Genomic DNA, 16,846 nt, shown 5'->3' on the forward strand with positions numbered 1-16,846 from the left:
CTACGCCCGCAGGTGCACCGGGTCCAGCAACCCTGCCGCGATGGCAATGCCGGTCACATCCGGCAGGCGTTCAGCGCCCAGGCGCTTCATCACGCGGGCCCGGTACAGGTCGATGGTTTTTACGCTGACGTCCAGCTGCTCGGCAATTTCCTTGCTGGTGTAGCCCTGGGCCAGGGGCAGGAAGACGTCTTTTTCCCGGCGGGTAAGGGTGGCGATCAAGGCTTCGGTATCGCTGTTGGCGGCCATCTTGCCGGTGACGTCGCCAGTGTCTTGCAGGGCCTGCTGCACGCTGTCCAGCAGCAACTGCTCATTGAATGGCTTTTCGATGAAATCGAAGGCGCCGGATTTGAATGCGCGCACCACAATGGGTACATCGGCATGGCCGGATACGAAGATGATGGGAATCTCCAGCCCGCGTTTCTGCAACTCTTCCTGCACGTTCAGGCCGCCGAGCCCGGGCATGCGGATGTCCAGCACCACACAGCCGGGGCGGTTTTCGGCCACATCGTTCAGAAACTGGCGGCCGTCGCTGTAGGCACGCACCTGTAATCCAACCGATTCCAGCAGCCATTGGGTGGACTCGAGCATACCGGCATCGTCGTCTACCACGAACACGGTGTTGGCTTCGGCAGGAGTGCTAGCGGACATCAGGGGATCTCTCCGTATTATTGTTGGCGGCGGTCATTCTAGAGCCCCCGCGGCTGTTGTTGAAGGAAAGGTTAGCCGGAAAGCGGCAAATCAGTGACAGGCCGCCGGTGTTTGCGTGAATGGCATCCAGGAAGCCGCCAAAGCCTTCGATGATGGAGCGGCTCATGGACAGCCCCAGGCCCAGGCCCTTGGGCTTGCTGGTGTAGAACGGCTGGAACATCTGGCGAATGCCTTCGTCGTCCAGCCCCGGGCCTTCGTCGGTAACCTGGATCAGGGTTTCCTGCTGGTCGTTGATGCAGGTGCATACGGTAATGCGGGACGGTTCCCGGTTCTCGCCCTGGCTGGCAGCTTCCACGTTGGCTTCAATGCCGTTACGAATCAGGTTAATCAACACCTGCTCCAGCAAAATCGGGTCTGCGGTGATCACCGGAGAATTCTCCGCCAGGTTCTCTTGCAGCTTCACGCCGTTCTTTTCACCTTCCCACTGGCACAGGCGCACCACGTCGCTCACCACGGCGTTCAGTTGCACCGGGGCCATCTGCTTCTGGCCCTTGCGCAGGAAGGCCCGCAGGCGCTTGATCACTTCCGAGGCCCGGTTGGCGTGGTGCACGATCTTCTGCAAGCCATCCTCTACCTTGGCCAGTTTCTCCGGGCGCTTGTCGGCTTCTTTCAGAAAGCGCTGGCTGGCGCTGGCGAAATTCACAATCGAGGCCAGCGGCTGGTTCATCTCATGGGCAATGCTCGAGGCCAGTTCGCCCAGGGTGGCCAGCCGGGCGGTGTGGGCCAGCTCCTCGGCCAGCAGGCGATTCTGTTCTTCCTGCTCGATGCGGGGCGTGATGTCGCGGGACACGCTGATCACTTCCACCACAGCGCCTGTATAGGTTTCCCGGATGGCCCGGCTGGCAATCTCGAACCAGCGGCGGCTGCAGTTGCGGTGCTGGATTTCCAGGGTCAGGGTGGCGTAGCCGTCTTCCTGCAGGCGATTGCGGGTGTGAGTCAGTTGTTCCGCCACCTTGTCGTTGCCGAAAACCTCTTCAAGGGATTTGCCCCTGAGCTCTTCCGGCCAGTAGCCCAGAAGCCGCCAGGAGGCCGGTGTGGCGTCGATAAACCGGCCGTCCGGGGCGTGGCGGGAGATCAGGTCTGTGGTGTTCTCGGTAATCAGCCGGTAAAGCCGGCTGGAACGCAGGGCTTCTTCCTGGGTGAGTACATCGGTGGTTGCGTCTCGCCCACGAATCATGACCTGCTGCTTGTCGGAGTCCGGAATGAAAGTCCAGAGGCAGATCTTGTCGGCAAACCGGGATTCCACGTTCTCGATGGCCCGGTCCTGGTTCAGGGCCGAGGCGGCAAGGGCCGGGGCGTTTACCGGCAAGAGTTCCCCGGCCTCGGCCAGGCGCGCGGCTTCCACCAGCTGGCGGGCGGCGGCATTGCAGCTTAAAACCCGGGCATCGGCGCTGGTCACGAGTGTGGGTTGGGGGTCTTTCTCGGGGATTTTCATAGATTATAGTAACGTTCCTATAATACCATGGTAGAGTTTCTAGCATTGATTTCGTTAACTACCATTGTTGTTAATGCAAAGTATAGCTGCTTTGGCGTTTCTACTGAACACGCATAAGAACAACATAAGCATACGAGGACCACACCAATGACTTCGATCTTTGATCAGGGCCTTGAGCCCCGGAACGCAAACTACGCGGTCCAGTCCCCCATTGATTTCATCGAACGTACCGCCAGTGTTTACCCGGATTATCCGGCGATTATCCACGGTGCCATCCGTCGCAACTGGGCCGAAACCTACGACCGCTGCCGCCGGCTGGCGTCTGCCCTGAAGGGGCGCGGAATCAGCCGTGGTGATACCGTTGCGGTGATGCTGCCGAACATTCCGGCCATGGTGGAATGCCACTTTGGTGTGCCGATGATTGGTGCTGTGCTGAACACCCTGAACGTGCGCCTGGATGCCGAAGCCATTGCCTTCATGCTGGAGCATGGTGAAGCAAAGGTGGTGATTGCCGACCGTGAATTCGGTCAGGTGGTCAAAGATGCTGTTCGTCACCTTGAACACAAGCCGCTGGTGATCGATGTTGACGATCCCGAGTACGGTGAAGGCGTTCAGGTAAGCGACCTGGATTACGAAGCCTTCCTGCAGGAGGGTGACCCCGAATACCAGTGGAACTTCCCCGCCGACGAGTGGGATGCGATTTCCCTGAACTACACCTCCGGTACTACCGGTAACCCCAAGGGCGTGGTTTACCACCATCGTGGTGCCTATATTAACTCGCTGGGTAACCAGGCGGTCTGGTCTATGGACATGCACCCGGTGTACCTGTGGACCCTGCCGATGTTCCACTGCAACGGCTGGTGTTTCCCCTGGACCATCACCGCCATGGCCGGCACCCACGTGTGCCTGCGCCGGGTAGACCCTGAGAAAATCCTCAAGCTGATCCGCGATCACCAGGTAACCCACATGTGTGGTGCGCCGATTGTCCTGAACGCGCTGCTGAATGCGTCTCCGGAAGCCAAGGCCGGTATCGACCACGATGTGAAATCCATGACCGCCGGTGCGGCGCCCCCAGCCCAGGTGATTGGTGCCATCGAAGAGATGGGCATCAAAGTGACCCACGTATACGGCCTGACTGAAGTCTACGGCCCGGTTACCGTGTGTGCCTGGAAGTCCGAGTGGGATGAGCTGCCACTGCAAGAACGTGCCCAGATCAAGGCGCGCCAGGGCGTGCGTTATCACACCCTGGGCGGCACCATGGTGGCAGACCCCAACACCATGCAGCCGGTGCCGAAAGACGGCAAGACCATCGGCGAGATCTTCCTGCGTGGTAACACGGTGATGAAGGGCTACCTGAAGAACCCGAGTGCCACCGAAGAAGCCTTCCGGGGCGGTTGGTTCCACACCGGGGACTTGGCGGTATGGCACGAAGACGGTTACATGGAAATCAAGGACCGCCTGAAAGACATCATCATCTCCGGTGGCGAGAACATCTCCACCATCGAAGTTGAAGACACCCTGTACCGCCACCCGGCGGTGATGGAAGCCGCGGTAGTTGCCCGGCCGGACGAGAAGTGGGGTGAAACACCCTGCGCCTTCATTACCCTGAAACCGGACGCCGGCAACGTAACCGAGGAAGACATCATCAGCTTCTGTCGCGAGCACCTTGCCCGCTTCAAGGTTCCGAAAACCGTGGTGTTCTCGGAGCTGCCGAAGACCTCTACCGGCAAGATCCAGAAGTTCGTACTGCGGGACCAGGCCAAAGAACTGAACTGATCCGGCAAGGCTGCGCCGCCGGGCGCAGCCACACCTCTTTCCACAAAAACAACATTGACTGGCACCCGACACCGGTGTGCCCGGAGGTACTGTTATGCAAATGTTCCATAGAAAAAATGGTGAAGAGCAGCCGTTCTGGCCGGCTGGTCCGTTCAAAATCCGTGTGCCGTTTGTTCACTATCGCTGGGAATTCGCGGAGATGGTGCAGGCACTGATCATGTTCGTGGTCAGCCTGGCGATGATTCCCCTGCTGGAAAAGTACCTGGGCGTTCCCTACGACGTGGCCCTGGCCTACGTTGTGGTGTGTGGTATCGGCTTCATGCTGCCGGCCCTGCTGGGTGTACCGCTGGTGCCCGGCTGGATTACCCCGGGTATCCCCGTGGTGTTGCTGTTCCTTTCAGACTACGAACCCGGCCCCGAGGCCATCCAGGCGCTGTTTGCCCTGCAATTCCTGGTGTTCCTGATCTTCCTGTTTCTGGGGGTTACCCGCCTGGGCAGCAAGCTGGTGAACTGGATTCCTCGGTCCATGAAGGGCGGTATTATCATCGGTGCCGGTATTGCTGCACTGATGGGCGAAATCGAGGCCGGTGGCCGCCTGGCCAACACGCCAATCTCCCTGATTGTGGGTGGCCTGGTGTGCCTGTACCTGATGTTCTCCGTTTCCTTCAAAGGCTTTGTGGACAAGAGCAACATTGCCCGCAAGATTGCCAACTACGGCATGGTGCCGGGCATGGTTGTGGCTATCCTGGTGGGCTTTGCCGTTGGCGAGTATGAAGTCCCCGACGTGCAGTGGGGCATCACCAAGCCGGCCTTTGACCAGCTGTGGAACTACCTGCCGTTCAGCGTGGGTTTCCCGGACCTGAACATCTTCCTGTATGCCATTCCGACCGCGGTGATCGCCTATGTCATCGCCTTTGGTGACATCGTGGTGGGGCAATCCCTGATGAGTCGTGTCGACCACCTGCGCAAAGATGAAGACATCGACAACAGCATCGACCGCGCCCACCTGGTAACCGCCATCCGTAATGGTGGCCATGCGTTCTTCGCGCCGTACCCTGGCCTGGCCGGCCCGATCTGGACCGCCGTAACCGCCACCATGGCCGAGCGCTACAAGTACGGCCGTAACGCCATGGACTCCATCTACAGCGGTGGTGGCACCTTCTGGATTACCGGCTTCATTGCACTGTTCGTGCTGCCGCTGGTGAGCTTCTTCCAGCCGGTGCTGCCGATTGCCCTGTCGCTGACCCTGCTGCTGACCGGTTACATCTGTTTGATGGTGGGCCTGGAGCAGTTGGAGAACAACACCGAGCGTGGCATTGCCGGCACCATGGGTGTGGTACTGGCGGTGTACGGCGCAGGCTGGGGCCTGGCCACCGGTGCCATCCTGTACTACCTGATCGAGCGTACTCACTTGTTGAAGTTTACCTCTGACCCGGAAGCGCCGGGCGCCGAGACGAGCGAGTAATTCTGAACCCGGTGCCGCTGAGCTAGCAGCGGTACCAACCCACTGTGTGTCCTTGGGAGGCTTCGGCCTCCTTTTTTTTGTTTTCGGTTACCGGATTTGTTGTCGTGGGCCTTTTTGTTAACTGCTTCACGGGGCGGCTGAAATTATCGCCGGCATGTGCAAGACTTGTGTCTCCAGAATAATCACAAGAAAGGGTGCTCCCGCCTGAGGAAACACCCGAACCCCGGAGGCTTTTGCACATGCGAGTTGGTTTGATCGTTGATTCCGCCTGTGATCTACCCTATGAATTTTCCCGCAAACACGATCTGTTTGTGCTGCCGGTAACGGCCATTATTGATGGCCAGACCTACATCGATACCCACGATCCGGTGCGTACCCAGGAGTTCTACCAGAGCGGCCTGCTTGATAAAGGCCACCAGGCGGAAACCGAAGCCTTTTCCGCAGAACAGATCCACAACCTGTTCATGGAAAAGATTGTCACTCAGTTTGACGTGGCCATCTGTGAAACCGTCACCCGAAGCCGCAGCCAGATTTTCGACCACGCCTCCGAAGCCATGAACACCGTGATGGCCAACTACGAAGGCGCCCGCAAGGCCGCCGGCCGGGAAGGCAAATTCTCCATGCGGGTCATCGACAGTAAGCAGATCTTTGCGGGCCAGGGATTGCTGGCGGCCCACACCCTGCGGCTGATCAACCAGAAAGTCTCCAAGAATGCCCTGCGCCACGAGGTGGAAACCTTCACCGACAAGATCTACACCTGCGTGATTCCCCGCGACCTGCATTACATCCGTGAACGGGCCCGGCGCCGCGGCGACAAGAGCGTGTCTGCGATGGCCGCCTTCATGGGCAAGGTGCTGAACATCAACCCGGTGATCTTCGGGCAGGGCGTTGAAGGCAAGCCCGTGGCCAAAACCCGCGACTTCAACGTGGCGGTCGAGAAAGTGATGAATTACGCCATCGGCCGTCTGGAAGCCGGTTTGCTGACACCCTATGTAAGTTTGTCCTGCGGCCTGAGCTGGACTGAGATCGAAGAGCTGCCGGGCCTGAATCGCCTGCGCGATGCCTGTGAAAAGCACGGTGTAGAGTTGCTGTTGTCGCAGATGGGCATTACCAGCTCCATTTACGTTGGCCCCGGCAGCCTGTGCCTGGCGCTGGCGGCAGAACCCCACGAGTTTTCAGATTTCCAGTAAGCGTCTGTTTCTGTCGGGCCGGTTGCCGGACTGGCCCATAATCACGGGTTCGCCGGTAATTCCGGCAAACCCTTGTTGCCTGCTTCCGTGTTAGCCTCACCGGCATACTTCAGGAATTCAGCCAAAGGATGCCAGCTCTATGAGCAAAACTGCCCCCAGTCTTGTCGATACCCTGTTTGAAGCCCACGTAAAGCACGAAGTGGCCGCCCTCAAAGGCGCCAAGCTGAAGAAGTTCCTGGAACAGGAAGTGGATGAATTGCTTGGCTATGCCGAAAAAGTGCCGCTGGGCCGGCTGATCAGCCCCGAGCAGGTAATGGGCGTGATCAAGCGCATCGCCGTGAACATGGAACTGGATGCCGGCATTCCGGAACTGGCTGCGGAGATGGCGGCAGAAGTGCTCAAGGCACCGGTTCAGGCAGACACCACGCTGGGCGAAATCCTGTCACGGGAGCAGGCCAGCGGCTTTATCGAAGAGGCCCTGGAGCTGCGCCAGCAGCGGGAGCGGATCATCAGCGAGATCATGGCGCACCCGGTGTACCAGGAGCTGGTGTCGAACGTGGTGTACCACGGGCTGGTGAATTACCTGTATGAAGACAACCTGATTACCCGCTCGGTGCCGGGAGTGGGTTCGGTGATGAAGTTCGGCAAGAAAATGGCCAACAAGGCCGTGCCGGGGCTGGATGAAACCTTCGAACGTCGCATCAAGGCCTGGCTGGCAGAGAGCTTGCCGGGGCTGATTGTACGCAGCGAGCAGTTCCTGCACCGGGCACTGACCGACGATGAATTGCGCGACAGCGTGATGGCGGCCTGGGTATCGCTGGAGAACCAGACCATTGCCGAGCTCCAGGACGGGCTGGGTGAGGTGGAGCTACAGGAGTTTGTGGTACTGGGTTATGACTTCTGGCTGAACTTCCGTAAAACCGCCTACTTTGAAGGTTGCGCCCGGGCCGTGGTCGAGCACCTGTTTGCCAAGTATGGCGACCGGCCGGTGATGGACCTGCTGAATGATATAGGAGTGACCCGGGACGTGATTGTTACGGAAATTGCCGAACTGGGCCTGCCGATTATCGATGTGCTGCACAAGGAAGGTTATGTGGAGGCCTTGGTGCGCAGAAGGCTGGGCAGCTTCTACAAGTCTGCTGCCGCGAAGAAGTTGCTGGCAGAGGGCTAAGTCGGGCTGCACAGGCCTGATACAAAAAAGCCGGAAGAGGATCGCTCTTCCGGCTTTTTTGTAGCTGCTGACAGCTTTTGGCCTCAGCGCTCCAGGTACTGGAGCTTGTCGGGCTGGCCGTCCCACTCGTCGGCGCCTGGCAGCGGGTCTTTCTTCTCGGTGATGTTCGGCCACTTGCCGGCCAGGTCCGCGTTGATCTCAACGAAGGCTTCCTGGCCTGCAGGCAGTTCGTCTTCAGAGAAGATGGCTTCCGCCGGGCACTCGGGCTCGCACAGGGCGCAATCGATGCACTCGTCCGGGTCGATCACCAGAAAGTTGGGGCCTTCATAGAAGCAGTCTACCGGACACACTTCCACGCAGTCGGTGTATTTGCACTTGATGCAGTTATCAGTAACGATAAACGCCATAGTCAGATCCCTGGTTCGTAGAACATTCAGTCTCATCAGGAGCCCTGAAAATCCGGCCCCATCTATAATTTTGTGCGCGATATTGTAGGGAGCGGCCCCCGCAGCCGCAAGCGTTGGGCTGCTATAACCTTATTACACAGATCAAGTTTGGCCCAGTTTTCTGTTATTTCTTCAATAATGCCCGCAGTTCATACAGCTGGTTCAGGGCCTCCCGGGGCGACAGGCCATCAACATCCAGCTGCTGTAAGGCCTCTTCCACCGCGCTTGGCTCCGCCATGGCGAACATATCACCCTGATAAACCGTTTCCGCGCTGGTCGGTTGTTTGACGGCTTTCGGCGCCGGTTCATGCACATGCTCCGGGGCCGGCGCTGAGGGGCTGGCACTGCCTTCCAGGTGTGCCAGCTGGGCCTTGGCGTTACGGATAACATCCTGCGGCACGCCGGCAAGCTTGGCCACCTGCAAGCCATAGCTCTGGCTGGCGGGGCCGTCATGCACATTGTGCAGGAACACGATGGAATCATCATGCTCGGTGGCGGTCAGGTGCACGTTTACCGCATGTTCCAGGTCATCCGCCAGTTGCGTCAGCTCGAAGTAGTGGGTGGCAAACAGGGTGTAGCAGCGAATGTCCTTCGCCAGGTGCTCTGCCGTGGCCCACGCCAGGGACAGGCCGTCGAAGGTGCTGGTGCCACGGCCCACTTCGTCCATCAGCACCAGGCTGTGTTCGGTAGCGTTGTGCAGGATGTTGGCGGTTTCGGTCATCTCCACCATGAACGTAGAGCGGCCACCGGCGATGTCGTCGGAAGAACCCATGCGGGTGAAAATCCGGTCTACCGGCCCCAGCACCGCCCGGTTGGCGGGCACAAAGCTGCCGGTGTAGGCCAGCAGGGCAATCAGGGCGGCCTGGCGCATGTAGGTGGACTTACCGCCCATGTTCGGGCCGGTAATCACCAGCATCCGGCGTTTGGTGTCCATCAGCAGGTTGTTGGGCACAAAAGGCTCGTCCAGCAGTTGCTCCACCACCGGGTGGCGGCCTTCTTCCACATCAAAACCGGGTTGGTCAGTAAACTCCGGTGCGGTAAAGCGCAGGCTGGTGGCGCGCTCGGCAAAGTTACTCAGCACATCCAGCTCGGCCAGGGCCTGGGCGGCATCCTGCAGCGGCGCCAGCTGTTCGGCCACGGTTTCCAAGACGTCGTCATACAGGCCTTTTTCCCGGGCCAGGGCGCGGCTCTTGGCACTCAGGGCCTTGTCTTCGAACTCTTTCAGCTCGGGCGTGATGAAGCGCTCGGCGTTTTTCAGGGTCTGGCGGCGGATGTAATCCACCGGCGCCTGGGCAGACTGGCCCCGGCTGATTTCAATGTAATAGCCGTGCACCCGGTTGTAGCCCACTTTCAGGGTGGAGATGCCGGTACGCTCCCGCTCCCGGGTTTCCACATCCAGCAGGTACTGGCCGGCGTTCTCGCTGATGTTGCGCAACTCGTCCAGCTCTTCGTCGAAGCCCTCGGCTATCACGCCGCCCTCGCGGATCACCACCGGCGGGTTTTCGATGATGGCCCGCTCCAGCAAGTCAGCAAGCTCCGGGTATTCGCCAATGGTTCCGGCCAGCTGGGCTACATGGCTGGAATTAACCGGCTTCAGGGCTTCCTGAAGCTCCGGCAGGATCTGGAAAGCATCCCGCAGGCGGGCGAGGTCCCGGGGCCGGGCAGAGCGCAGGGCCACCCGGGCCAGGATTCGTTCGATGTCGCCCACACGCTTGAGCAGGTCGTGCACAGGTTCATAGTGAAAACCGTCCAGCAGGGCAGAGACTGACTGCTGGCGTTGCTGAACCACCTCCACATTCCGCAGCGGGCGGTTCAGCCAGCGGCGCAATTCACGGGCACCCATGGCGGTGGCCGTGCGGTCCATCACCCAGGCCAGGGTGTATTGCTGGCCGCCCATCAGGTTGGTGTCGATTTCCAGGTTACGGCGGCTGGCAGCATCCAGGATGACCGCGTCTTCCCGGCGCTCCCGGGTCAGTTTGCGAATGTGGGGCAGGGCGGTGCGCTGGGTTTCCCGGGCGTACTGCAGCAGGCAGCCGGCGGCACAAATCGCCAGGTGCAGGTCTTCGCAGCCAAAACCGGTGAGGTCACGCACCTGCAACTGCTGGGTAATCACACGGCGGGCCGAGTCCAGCTCGAACAGCCAGGGGCCTTGCCGGCGCACACCGGTGAAGCCTTCCAGCAGGTCACCGAAAGGGAAGTCTTCGCTGATCAGGATCTCTGCCGGGCGCAAGCGCTGCAGTTCGCCCTGCAGGGCTTCCAGGCTGTCCAGTTCAGATACCGCAAAGCGACCACTGGAAATATCCAGCGAGGCAAAGCCGAACTGCTCTTTATGGCTGAAAATTGCCGCCAGCAGGTTGTCGCGGCGGTCTTCCAGGAAGGCTTCATCACTCAGGGTGCCGGGGGTCACAATGCGCACCACTTTTCGTTCCACCGGCCCCTTGCTGGTGGCCGGATCGCCAATCTGTTCGGCGATGGCAATGGATTGACCCGCGCGCACCATGCGGGCAATGTAGCCTTCAGCGGCGTGGAAAGGCACGCCGGCCATGGGAATAGGGTTGCCGCCGGACTGTCCCCGGGCGGTCAGGGTAATGTCCAGCAACTCAGCCGCTTTCTTGGCATCGTCGTAAAACAGCTCGTAGAAGTCACCCATGCGGTAGAACACCAGCTCGTTCGGGTGCTCCCGCTTGATCTTCAGGTACTGCTGCATCATGGGGGTATGCTTGGAAAGATCGGTCTGGGTTGCAGGCATGGAAGCGTCCGGTTGATCGTGCGTTTGGGTCAAAGCGGGGATTGTAAGAAAATAACGCCCGGGATGAAACGAAGGGTTTGGCAACAGGATCTTGGAGAAGGCTATGCAAGCAACCGATCAGCAACTGGAAACCGCCGGCAATGCGCTGGGAGACTTGTTGATACAGCAGGGCAGAACCATGGCCACCGCTGAAAGCTGCACCGGTGGCTGGGTGGCCAAGGTGCTGACAGACAGGGCGGGTTCCTCTGCCTATGTGATGGCCGGGTTGGTGACCTACAGCAATGAGGCAAAACAGGCCATTCTGGGCGTAGAAGAAAAAGTGCTGGCCGAGCACGGCGCTGTCAGCGAACCGGTGGTGCGCCAGATGGTGGCCGGTGCCGTTCGCGCCACCGGTGTGGATGTGGCCGTGGCCATCAGCGGCGTTGCCGGCCCTGGCGGCGGCAGTGAGGAAAAGCCTGTGGGCACGGTATGGTTTGCCTGGGGAACCGGCCCGGACAACACGCAAACCCGTGTTCAGCACTTTGACGGCGACCGGGAACAGGTACGCCGGCAATCGGTTTTGTATGTGTTGCAAGGGGTTACGGAGTTTCTGAAAACACTGTGATGTTTTTCACCCCGGCAGGGGTTGGTCTGTGCCAAGGCTTATGTTTTAATACTGTTCAAATATACAGGAAAACACTGGATACACCTCCGGTGTCGTCATATCGAATAGTGAGGGGCAGGTAACAATGGAAGACAACCGCAAGAAAGCACTCAGCGCAGCACTGGGCCAGATTGAACGCCAGTTTGGCAAGGGCGCCGTGATGAAAATGGGCGACCAGCCCCGTGAAGCCATTCCTGCGGTATCCACCGGCTCCCTGGGGCTGGACGTGGCCCTGGGTATTGGTGGCTTGCCGTATGGCCGGATTGTAGAGATTTACGGCCCGGAAAGCTCCGGTAAAACCACCCTGACCCTGCAAGTGATCGCCGAAGCGCAGAAAGCCGGTAAAACCTGTGCCTTTATCGACGCCGAGCACGCACTCGACCCCATCTACGCTGAAAAGCTGGGCGTAAACGTCGACGACCTGCTGGTCTCCCAGCCGGACACCGGCGAGCAGGCACTGGAAATCGCTGACATGCTGGTACGTTCCAACGCCATCGACGTCATCATCGTCGACTCGGTAGCGGCCCTGACTCCGAAAGCGGAAATTGAGGGCGAAATGGGCGACAGCCACGTAGGCCTGCAGGCCCGTTTGATGTCCCAGGCGCTGCGTAAGCTGACCGGTAACGTGAAGCACGCCAACTGCCTGATGGTGTTCATAAACCAGATTCGTATGAAGATCGGTGTGATGTTCGGCAGCCCCGAGACCACCACCGGTGGTAACGCCCTGAAATTCTACTCTTCCGTACGTCTGGACATCCGCCGCATCGGTGCGGTGAAGGACGGCGACGAAGTGGTAGGTAACGAAACCCGCGTAAAAGTCGTCAAGAACAAGGTGTCGCCGCCGTTCAAACAGGCCGAGTTCCAGATCATGTACGGCAAGGGCATCTACCACATGGCCGAAGTTCTGGACATGGGTGTGAAAGAAGGCTTCGTCGACAAATCCGGTGCCTGGTACGCCTACAACGGCGACAAGATCGGCCAGGGCAAGGCCAATGCCTGCAAGTTCCTGGAAGAGAATATGGACATCGCCAACGAAATCGAAGCCAAGGTTCGTGACAAGCTGATGCCCAAGCCGGTGAAGAAAGAAGCGGCAGAAGCGCCCGTGGAAGCGAACGGTGAATTGCTCTAAGTAAGAACCCGGGAGGCGTTACATGAAGCGACTGTTGATAGTAGCCCATGCACCGTCTCCCAATACCCTGCGGTTACGGGAGTCCGTCGAAAAGGGCGCCCGTAACCCGGATATTGAAGCGGTGGAAGTGGTGGTGAAAGAGCCGCTCGAAGCCGGCCCCGAAGATGTCCTCGCCTGCGATGCCATTATCCTTGGCACCACCGAAAACCTCGGCTATATGTCGGGCGCCCTCAAAGATTTCTTTGACCGTAGCTATTACCCCTGCCTGGAGAAAACCCAGGGCCTGCCTTTTACTGTCTATATCCGCGCCGGCCACGACGGCACCGGCACACGCCGCGCCATAGACAGCATTACTACCGGCCTGCGCTGGAAGCTTATCCAGGAACCCCTGCTGTGCCGGGGTGACTACCAGCCCGAATTTGCCGACCAGTGTGAAGAGCTGGGGCTGTTTGTGGCGGCCAGCCTGGATGCCGGAATTATCTGAAAACCCCGGCGCAACGGCGTTTAATTGGTGCTGGCCACCGCCGATAGGCGAGGAGGGCTATTCGGTAACAAGGAAACAACGGAATTGGCTAAAATCAACTGCTAGTATTCAGGTGCTAGTAACTTGTTAATTTCTCCTTACTTCCGAGCGACAACAAAGTTTTTTCATGCCACAGCCAACTCGCGACCTCAGGCTCCAGGCCTGCTTACTGATTCTCTTTCTGTGCGGCCTTCAGGCCGGCGTTCTGGCATTAATTATCACAGCCTTCCCGATGGTGCCGATGCCTCAGAGCCTGATGCTTACGGCAGAGGGGGCGCTGGCGATTATTGCCGGTGCAGGGGCAATGACTGCTATTTTCTTTCGAAAGCGCCTCTGGCAACTCGCGTTCGGGATAATGCTGGTGGGCCTGGGTGCATACAGTCTGGGCCACAACCTACTGGATAGCGGGGACGGCTCAGCGGTGTCGCCGCTCAGTGGACAGTCCCGGCTGATGAACCTGCCTGCAGTCGCCGTGCTGGTGCTGGCCAGCGTATCTCTCATCGGGCTGCGCGGAGCAGCAGGGCGGTTGTATGCGCTGCTTGCCGGTTGTTTCGGCCTGGCCATTGGCTCCTATGCGGTGCTGGAGAATGTTCGTCGGGGTCTGATGGGTGGGCCGGGCGGTCTGGTTGAAGGTTTTTCGCTGATTGCCGGGTTGTTTTGCCTGGGATTTGGCATCGCGTTGATCATCCTGGCGCAGCGTGATTCAGGCAAACCGTTCATGCTGCGGCGAGACGGCGTAGTTGCTGGGGTGGCTGGCGTATTTGGCACGTTTGTGTTGTCGGTCATTGCCAGTTGGGGCAACCATGAAGAGCGACACCACATTGCCCGCTCTACCATTCAGTACTATGCCAGCGAGCTAAAACTGGAGTTGCAGTCTTCTGTTGCGTTGATTGATCGGCTGGCCAACCGGTGGGCGTCGCTGGGCTTTGAAGTGCCTGAAGCTCTCGAGCAAACCGAAATGCGCTGGTATTTCAAAGATACGCCGGCCCTGAAGTCCCTGATGTTGTTCCGGGATGGTCGGTCTCCGGTGTGGCGGCGGAGTCGTAACCCTGAGGATCTGCTGTGGGTGATGGATCAGACCGTCAACCCGGAAGTGTGGGGTTGGGTTCGCAAAGCGCGCGACGAACGGTTGGCCAGCGCCTGGATATTCCCGGACCCGGCTAAGCCGTTTTCGGCGATCGCCCTGGTGCGGCCAGACCTGGGTTCGGGTGCGTATTTTCTCGCGGTTTTTGATGTGGCGGAGTTGCTGGCGCTTGAATCATCCAGGGACTATTACGATTTCGAGATCCGGCTTGAGGGAGCGGACAGCCCGGCTGTGGAGCGGGCTATTGCACTTCATCACCTGGAACATGAGGTTTACGAGCATGTGCCAGTAAATATTCCCAACGGCCCGGACCTTGTACTCAGTGCCACGGCTGGCCCGGCATCGGTACTTTCTCTGCGGGGAATGCTGCCGCCGGCACTGTTTGGTTTCGGGCTGTTGATGAGTTACATGCTGATTATGGGGCGCAGCCTGTTGGGCTTGCAGAAACGGCAGGCCAGGGAAATCAACGTGGCAGAGCAACGCTTCCGGTCGTTGTTCTCCCAGTCGCCGGATGCAGTGTTTGCCTTCGACCGCGAAGGGGTTTACCAGGCGGTTAACCCGGTAGCCCAGAAGATCGTGGGTTTTACCAACCGGGATCTGGGGGTTACCCGTTACCAGGATGTTCTGACTCAAGGCGCTATGGATGAGGCCGACTTTGTTGTGTTTGATACGGCCTTTCAGAATACCGTGGCAGGCCATCCTCAGACCTTTGAAGTGGCCTTTCTGAACGCCCTGGGCAAACGCAGGAACTATGAATGTGCGTTTGTTCCGATTGTGGTAGATGCCGGGGTAGTGGGTGTCTTTGCCTTGGTGAAGGATGTAACCGACCGGCACCAGGCGCAGGAAAACCAGAGGATTCTGCAGCGCAGCCTGGAGTCCAGCGAGAACGCTGTGGTGGTGGTTGATGTGCGGGAAAGCCACATGCCGGTGGTGTTCGTGAACTCTGCGTTCACGGCCATCACGGGATATTCCCGCGAGGAAGTGATCGGAGCGCCGGTAAAGCAGCTCACCGGCCCGGAAACCGAAGAGAGCGATATGGACGCTATCTGGACCGCGGTTCGGTTTGGGCGTGCAGCCAGTGTCACCTTGAAAAGCTATCGTCGGGACGAAACGCCGTTCTGGAACCATGTCGCGCTGGCGCCAGTGAAAGATGACGATGACCGGGTTACCCACTTTACCGCCATCATGACCGACATCTCGGAGAAGAAAGAGCAGGAAAACCGACTTGCCTATCAGGCTACTCACGACGTGTTGACCGGGTTGGGTAACCGCAGCCTGTTTGAAGATCGGCTTACTCACGACGTGGCGCTGGCCCAGAGGAATGATCAACAGCTGGCCGTGCTGTTTGTAGACCTGGATGAATTCAAGCCGATCAATGATGCTCTTGGCCACAAAGTGGGGGACGGCCTGCTGATCAGCATTGCCAGGCGGTTGGAGCTGGTGACCCGGCCGGAAGATACGCTGGCCCGTTTTGGCGGCGACGAGTTTGTGTTGCTGTTACCTGACCTGACCTCCCCGGCCCAGGCTGACGAAGTGGCAAACCGGATTCTGGATAGCATTGCGGACCCTCATCAGGTGGGCAGCCATGAACTTTATATTTCTGCCAGCATCGGCATCAGCTTGCTGGACAAGCAGTCCACCGGGCCGGAAAAGCTGATTCAGCAGGCTGATATGGCGATGTACAAGGCCAAGCAGCAGGGGCGTGATACCTATGTGGTGTACTCCGAAGACCTGGATTCCAAGCTGTCCAAGCGTGTGGAGTTGCGTAATGAATTACAGGAGGCCATCAAAACCGGCCAGCTGTTCCTGAATTACCAGCCCCAGGTGGATCAGGACGGTCACCTTTGCGGCCTGGAGGCGCTGGTTCGATGGAAGCATCCGGAGAAAGGCTTTATCTCACCGGCAGACTTTATTCCCGTAGCCGAGGAAACCGGCCAGATTGCCCACCTGGGCAAGTGGGTAACCACCCAGGCGTGTAAAGACGCCCGGCGGTTGCTGGAGATGGGGCTGCTGAAGGGGCGTATGGCGGTGAACCTGTCGCCGCTGCAGTTCCACCGCCCGGGCTTTTTGACAGCGCTCAGGTCGATTCTGGAAGACACTGGTCTTGCACCGGAACACCTGGAGCTGGAGCTGACCGAAGGCATCCTGATGAAAGACAGCGAGGGGGCTATTGATATCCTCAATGCCCTGAACGGCATGGGGGTGGCCACGGCCATTGATGATTTTGGCACCGGGTTTTCCAGTTTCAGTTACCTGAAAGACCTGCCGGTGGACAACATCAAGATCGACCGCAGCTTTGTGGACAATGTCACCACCAACGAGAAAGATGCGGCGGTGTGCAAGGGTGTGATTACCCTGGCCCGGGAAATGGGGCTGAACGTGGTAGCCGAAGGCGTGGAAACCCAGGAGCAGTTTTGTTACCTGAAGAGCCATGGTTGCGAGAGCTTCCAGGGCTACTACTTTGCCCGGCCGATGTTGTTCGAGGACCTGGTGCAGTGGATTGGAAAAACCGGGTAAGCCGGCAGGC

At 59.0% G+C, this 16,846-nt stretch carries 12 protein-coding genes; 8 read left to right on the forward strand and 4 right to left on the reverse strand.

Translation table 11 applies throughout. From position 1 onward, the window contains the following. Together B9Q17_RS11275 and B9Q17_RS11280 are read right to left on the reverse strand one after the other, a co-directional pair. A complete protein-coding gene (locus B9Q17_RS11275; protein WP_094625306.1) occupies window positions 1–648 on the reverse strand; it encodes a response regulator transcription factor in 648 nt (215 codons plus the stop codon). Further along, window positions 638–2,143, reverse strand: coding sequence for a sensor histidine kinase (locus B9Q17_RS11280; RefSeq protein WP_094625307.1), 1,506 nt, complete (start codon window positions 2,141–2,143; stop codon window positions 638–640). Before B9Q17_RS11280 ends, B9Q17_RS11275 begins: the two co-directional genes overlap by 11 nt. A gap of 147 nt (window positions 2,144–2,290) precedes the next feature. Between B9Q17_RS11280 and B9Q17_RS11285 the strand changes: the two genes are divergently transcribed. The 4 genes from B9Q17_RS11285 (at window position 2,291) to B9Q17_RS11300 (ending at window position 7,745) form a co-directional block, all read left to right on the forward strand. Then, complete coding sequence (locus B9Q17_RS11285; protein ID WP_094625308.1) at window positions 2,291–3,919, forward strand: acyl-CoA synthetase; 1,629 nt, start codon at window positions 2,291–2,293, stop codon at window positions 3,917–3,919. Between the two features lie 94 nt (window positions 3,920–4,013). After that, window positions 4,014–5,384, forward strand: a complete 1,371-nt coding sequence (locus B9Q17_RS11290; RefSeq protein WP_094625309.1) for a solute carrier family 23 protein — start codon at window positions 4,014–4,016, stop codon at window positions 5,382–5,384. Between the two features lie 239 nt (window positions 5,385–5,623). Further along, on the forward strand, window positions 5,624–6,574 hold the full coding sequence (locus tag B9Q17_RS11295) for a DegV family protein (RefSeq protein WP_058341078.1): 951 nt from the start codon (window positions 5,624–5,626) through the stop codon (window positions 6,572–6,574). Window positions 6,575–6,713: 139 nt separating this feature from the next. Continuing rightward, window positions 6,714–7,745, forward strand: coding sequence for a hypothetical protein (locus tag B9Q17_RS11300; RefSeq protein ID WP_022989404.1), 1,032 nt, complete (start codon window positions 6,714–6,716; stop codon window positions 7,743–7,745). An 83-nt stretch (window positions 7,746–7,828) separates the two neighbouring features. Here B9Q17_RS11300 and fdxA read toward each other — a convergent pair whose 3' ends face one another. Next, window positions 7,829–8,152 (reverse strand): ferredoxin FdxA, encoded by a 324-nt coding sequence (gene fdxA, locus B9Q17_RS11305; protein ID WP_094625310.1) that lies wholly within the window; start codon window positions 8,150–8,152, stop codon window positions 7,829–7,831. Window positions 8,153–8,315: 163 nt separating this feature from the next. Beyond that, a complete protein-coding gene (gene mutS, locus B9Q17_RS11310) occupies window positions 8,316–10,940 on the reverse strand; it encodes a DNA mismatch repair protein MutS (RefSeq protein WP_094625311.1) in 2,625 nt (874 codons plus the stop codon). 103 nt (window positions 10,941–11,043) lie between these two features. Here mutS and pncC point away from each other — a divergent pair, with 103 nt between their 5' ends. The 4 genes from pncC (at window position 11,044) to B9Q17_RS11330 (ending at window position 16,836) form a co-directional block, all read left to right on the forward strand. Next, window positions 11,044–11,544: a nicotinamide-nucleotide amidase gene (gene pncC, locus B9Q17_RS11315; RefSeq protein ID WP_022989401.1), complete on the forward strand. Its 501-nt coding sequence runs from the start codon at window positions 11,044–11,046 to the stop codon at window positions 11,542–11,544. 124 nt (window positions 11,545–11,668) lie between these two features. Beyond that, the gene (recA, locus tag B9Q17_RS11320; protein WP_058341159.1) at window positions 11,669–12,712 is read left to right on the forward strand and encodes a recombinase RecA; all 1,044 of its coding nucleotides are present in this window, start codon (window positions 11,669–11,671) and stop codon (window positions 12,710–12,712) included. Between the two features lie 22 nt (window positions 12,713–12,734). After that, window positions 12,735–13,196, forward strand: coding sequence for a flavodoxin family protein (locus B9Q17_RS11325; RefSeq protein ID WP_094625312.1), 462 nt, complete (start codon window positions 12,735–12,737; stop codon window positions 13,194–13,196). A 166-nt stretch (window positions 13,197–13,362) separates the two neighbouring features. After that, window positions 13,363–16,836, forward strand: a complete 3,474-nt coding sequence (locus tag B9Q17_RS11330; RefSeq protein ID WP_094625313.1) for an EAL domain-containing protein — start codon at window positions 13,363–13,365, stop codon at window positions 16,834–16,836. The last annotated feature ends 10 nt before the right edge of the window (window positions 16,837–16,846 follow it).

It is taken from the genome of Marinobacter vinifirmus (assembly GCF_002258215.1).
Classification (GTDB): Bacteria; Pseudomonadota; Gammaproteobacteria; order Pseudomonadales; family Oleiphilaceae; genus Marinobacter; species Marinobacter vinifirmus.

Bases quoted from the DNA above. Each gene is read 5' to 3' on its own strand.
- B9Q17_RS11275 (WP_094625306.1), bottom strand. From the start codon at position 648: ATGTCCGCTAGCACTCCTGCCGAAGCCAACACCGTGTTCGTGGTAGAC.
- B9Q17_RS11280 (WP_094625307.1), bottom strand. From the start codon at position 2,143: ATGAAAATCCCCGAGAAAGACCCCCAACCCACACTCGTGACCAGCGCC.
- B9Q17_RS11285 (WP_094625308.1), top strand. From the start codon at position 2,291: ATGACTTCGATCTTTGATCAGGGCCTTGAGCCCCGGAACGCAAACTAC.
- B9Q17_RS11290 (WP_094625309.1), top strand. From the start codon at position 4,014: ATGCAAATGTTCCATAGAAAAAATGGTGAAGAGCAGCCGTTCTGGCCG.
- B9Q17_RS11295 (WP_058341078.1), top strand. From the start codon at position 5,624: ATGCGAGTTGGTTTGATCGTTGATTCCGCCTGTGATCTACCCTATGAA.
- B9Q17_RS11300 (WP_022989404.1), top strand. From the start codon at position 6,714: ATGAGCAAAACTGCCCCCAGTCTTGTCGATACCCTGTTTGAAGCCCAC.
- fdxA (WP_094625310.1), bottom strand. From the start codon at position 8,152: ATGGCGTTTATCGTTACTGATAACTGCATCAAGTGCAAATACACCGAC.
- mutS (WP_094625311.1), bottom strand. From the start codon at position 10,940: ATGCCTGCAACCCAGACCGATCTTTCCAAGCATACCCCCATGATGCAG.
- pncC (WP_022989401.1), top strand. From the start codon at position 11,044: ATGCAAGCAACCGATCAGCAACTGGAAACCGCCGGCAATGCGCTGGGA.
- recA (WP_058341159.1), top strand. From the start codon at position 11,669: ATGGAAGACAACCGCAAGAAAGCACTCAGCGCAGCACTGGGCCAGATT.
- B9Q17_RS11325 (WP_094625312.1), top strand. From the start codon at position 12,735: ATGAAGCGACTGTTGATAGTAGCCCATGCACCGTCTCCCAATACCCTG.
- B9Q17_RS11330 (WP_094625313.1), top strand. From the start codon at position 13,363: ATGCCACAGCCAACTCGCGACCTCAGGCTCCAGGCCTGCTTACTGATT.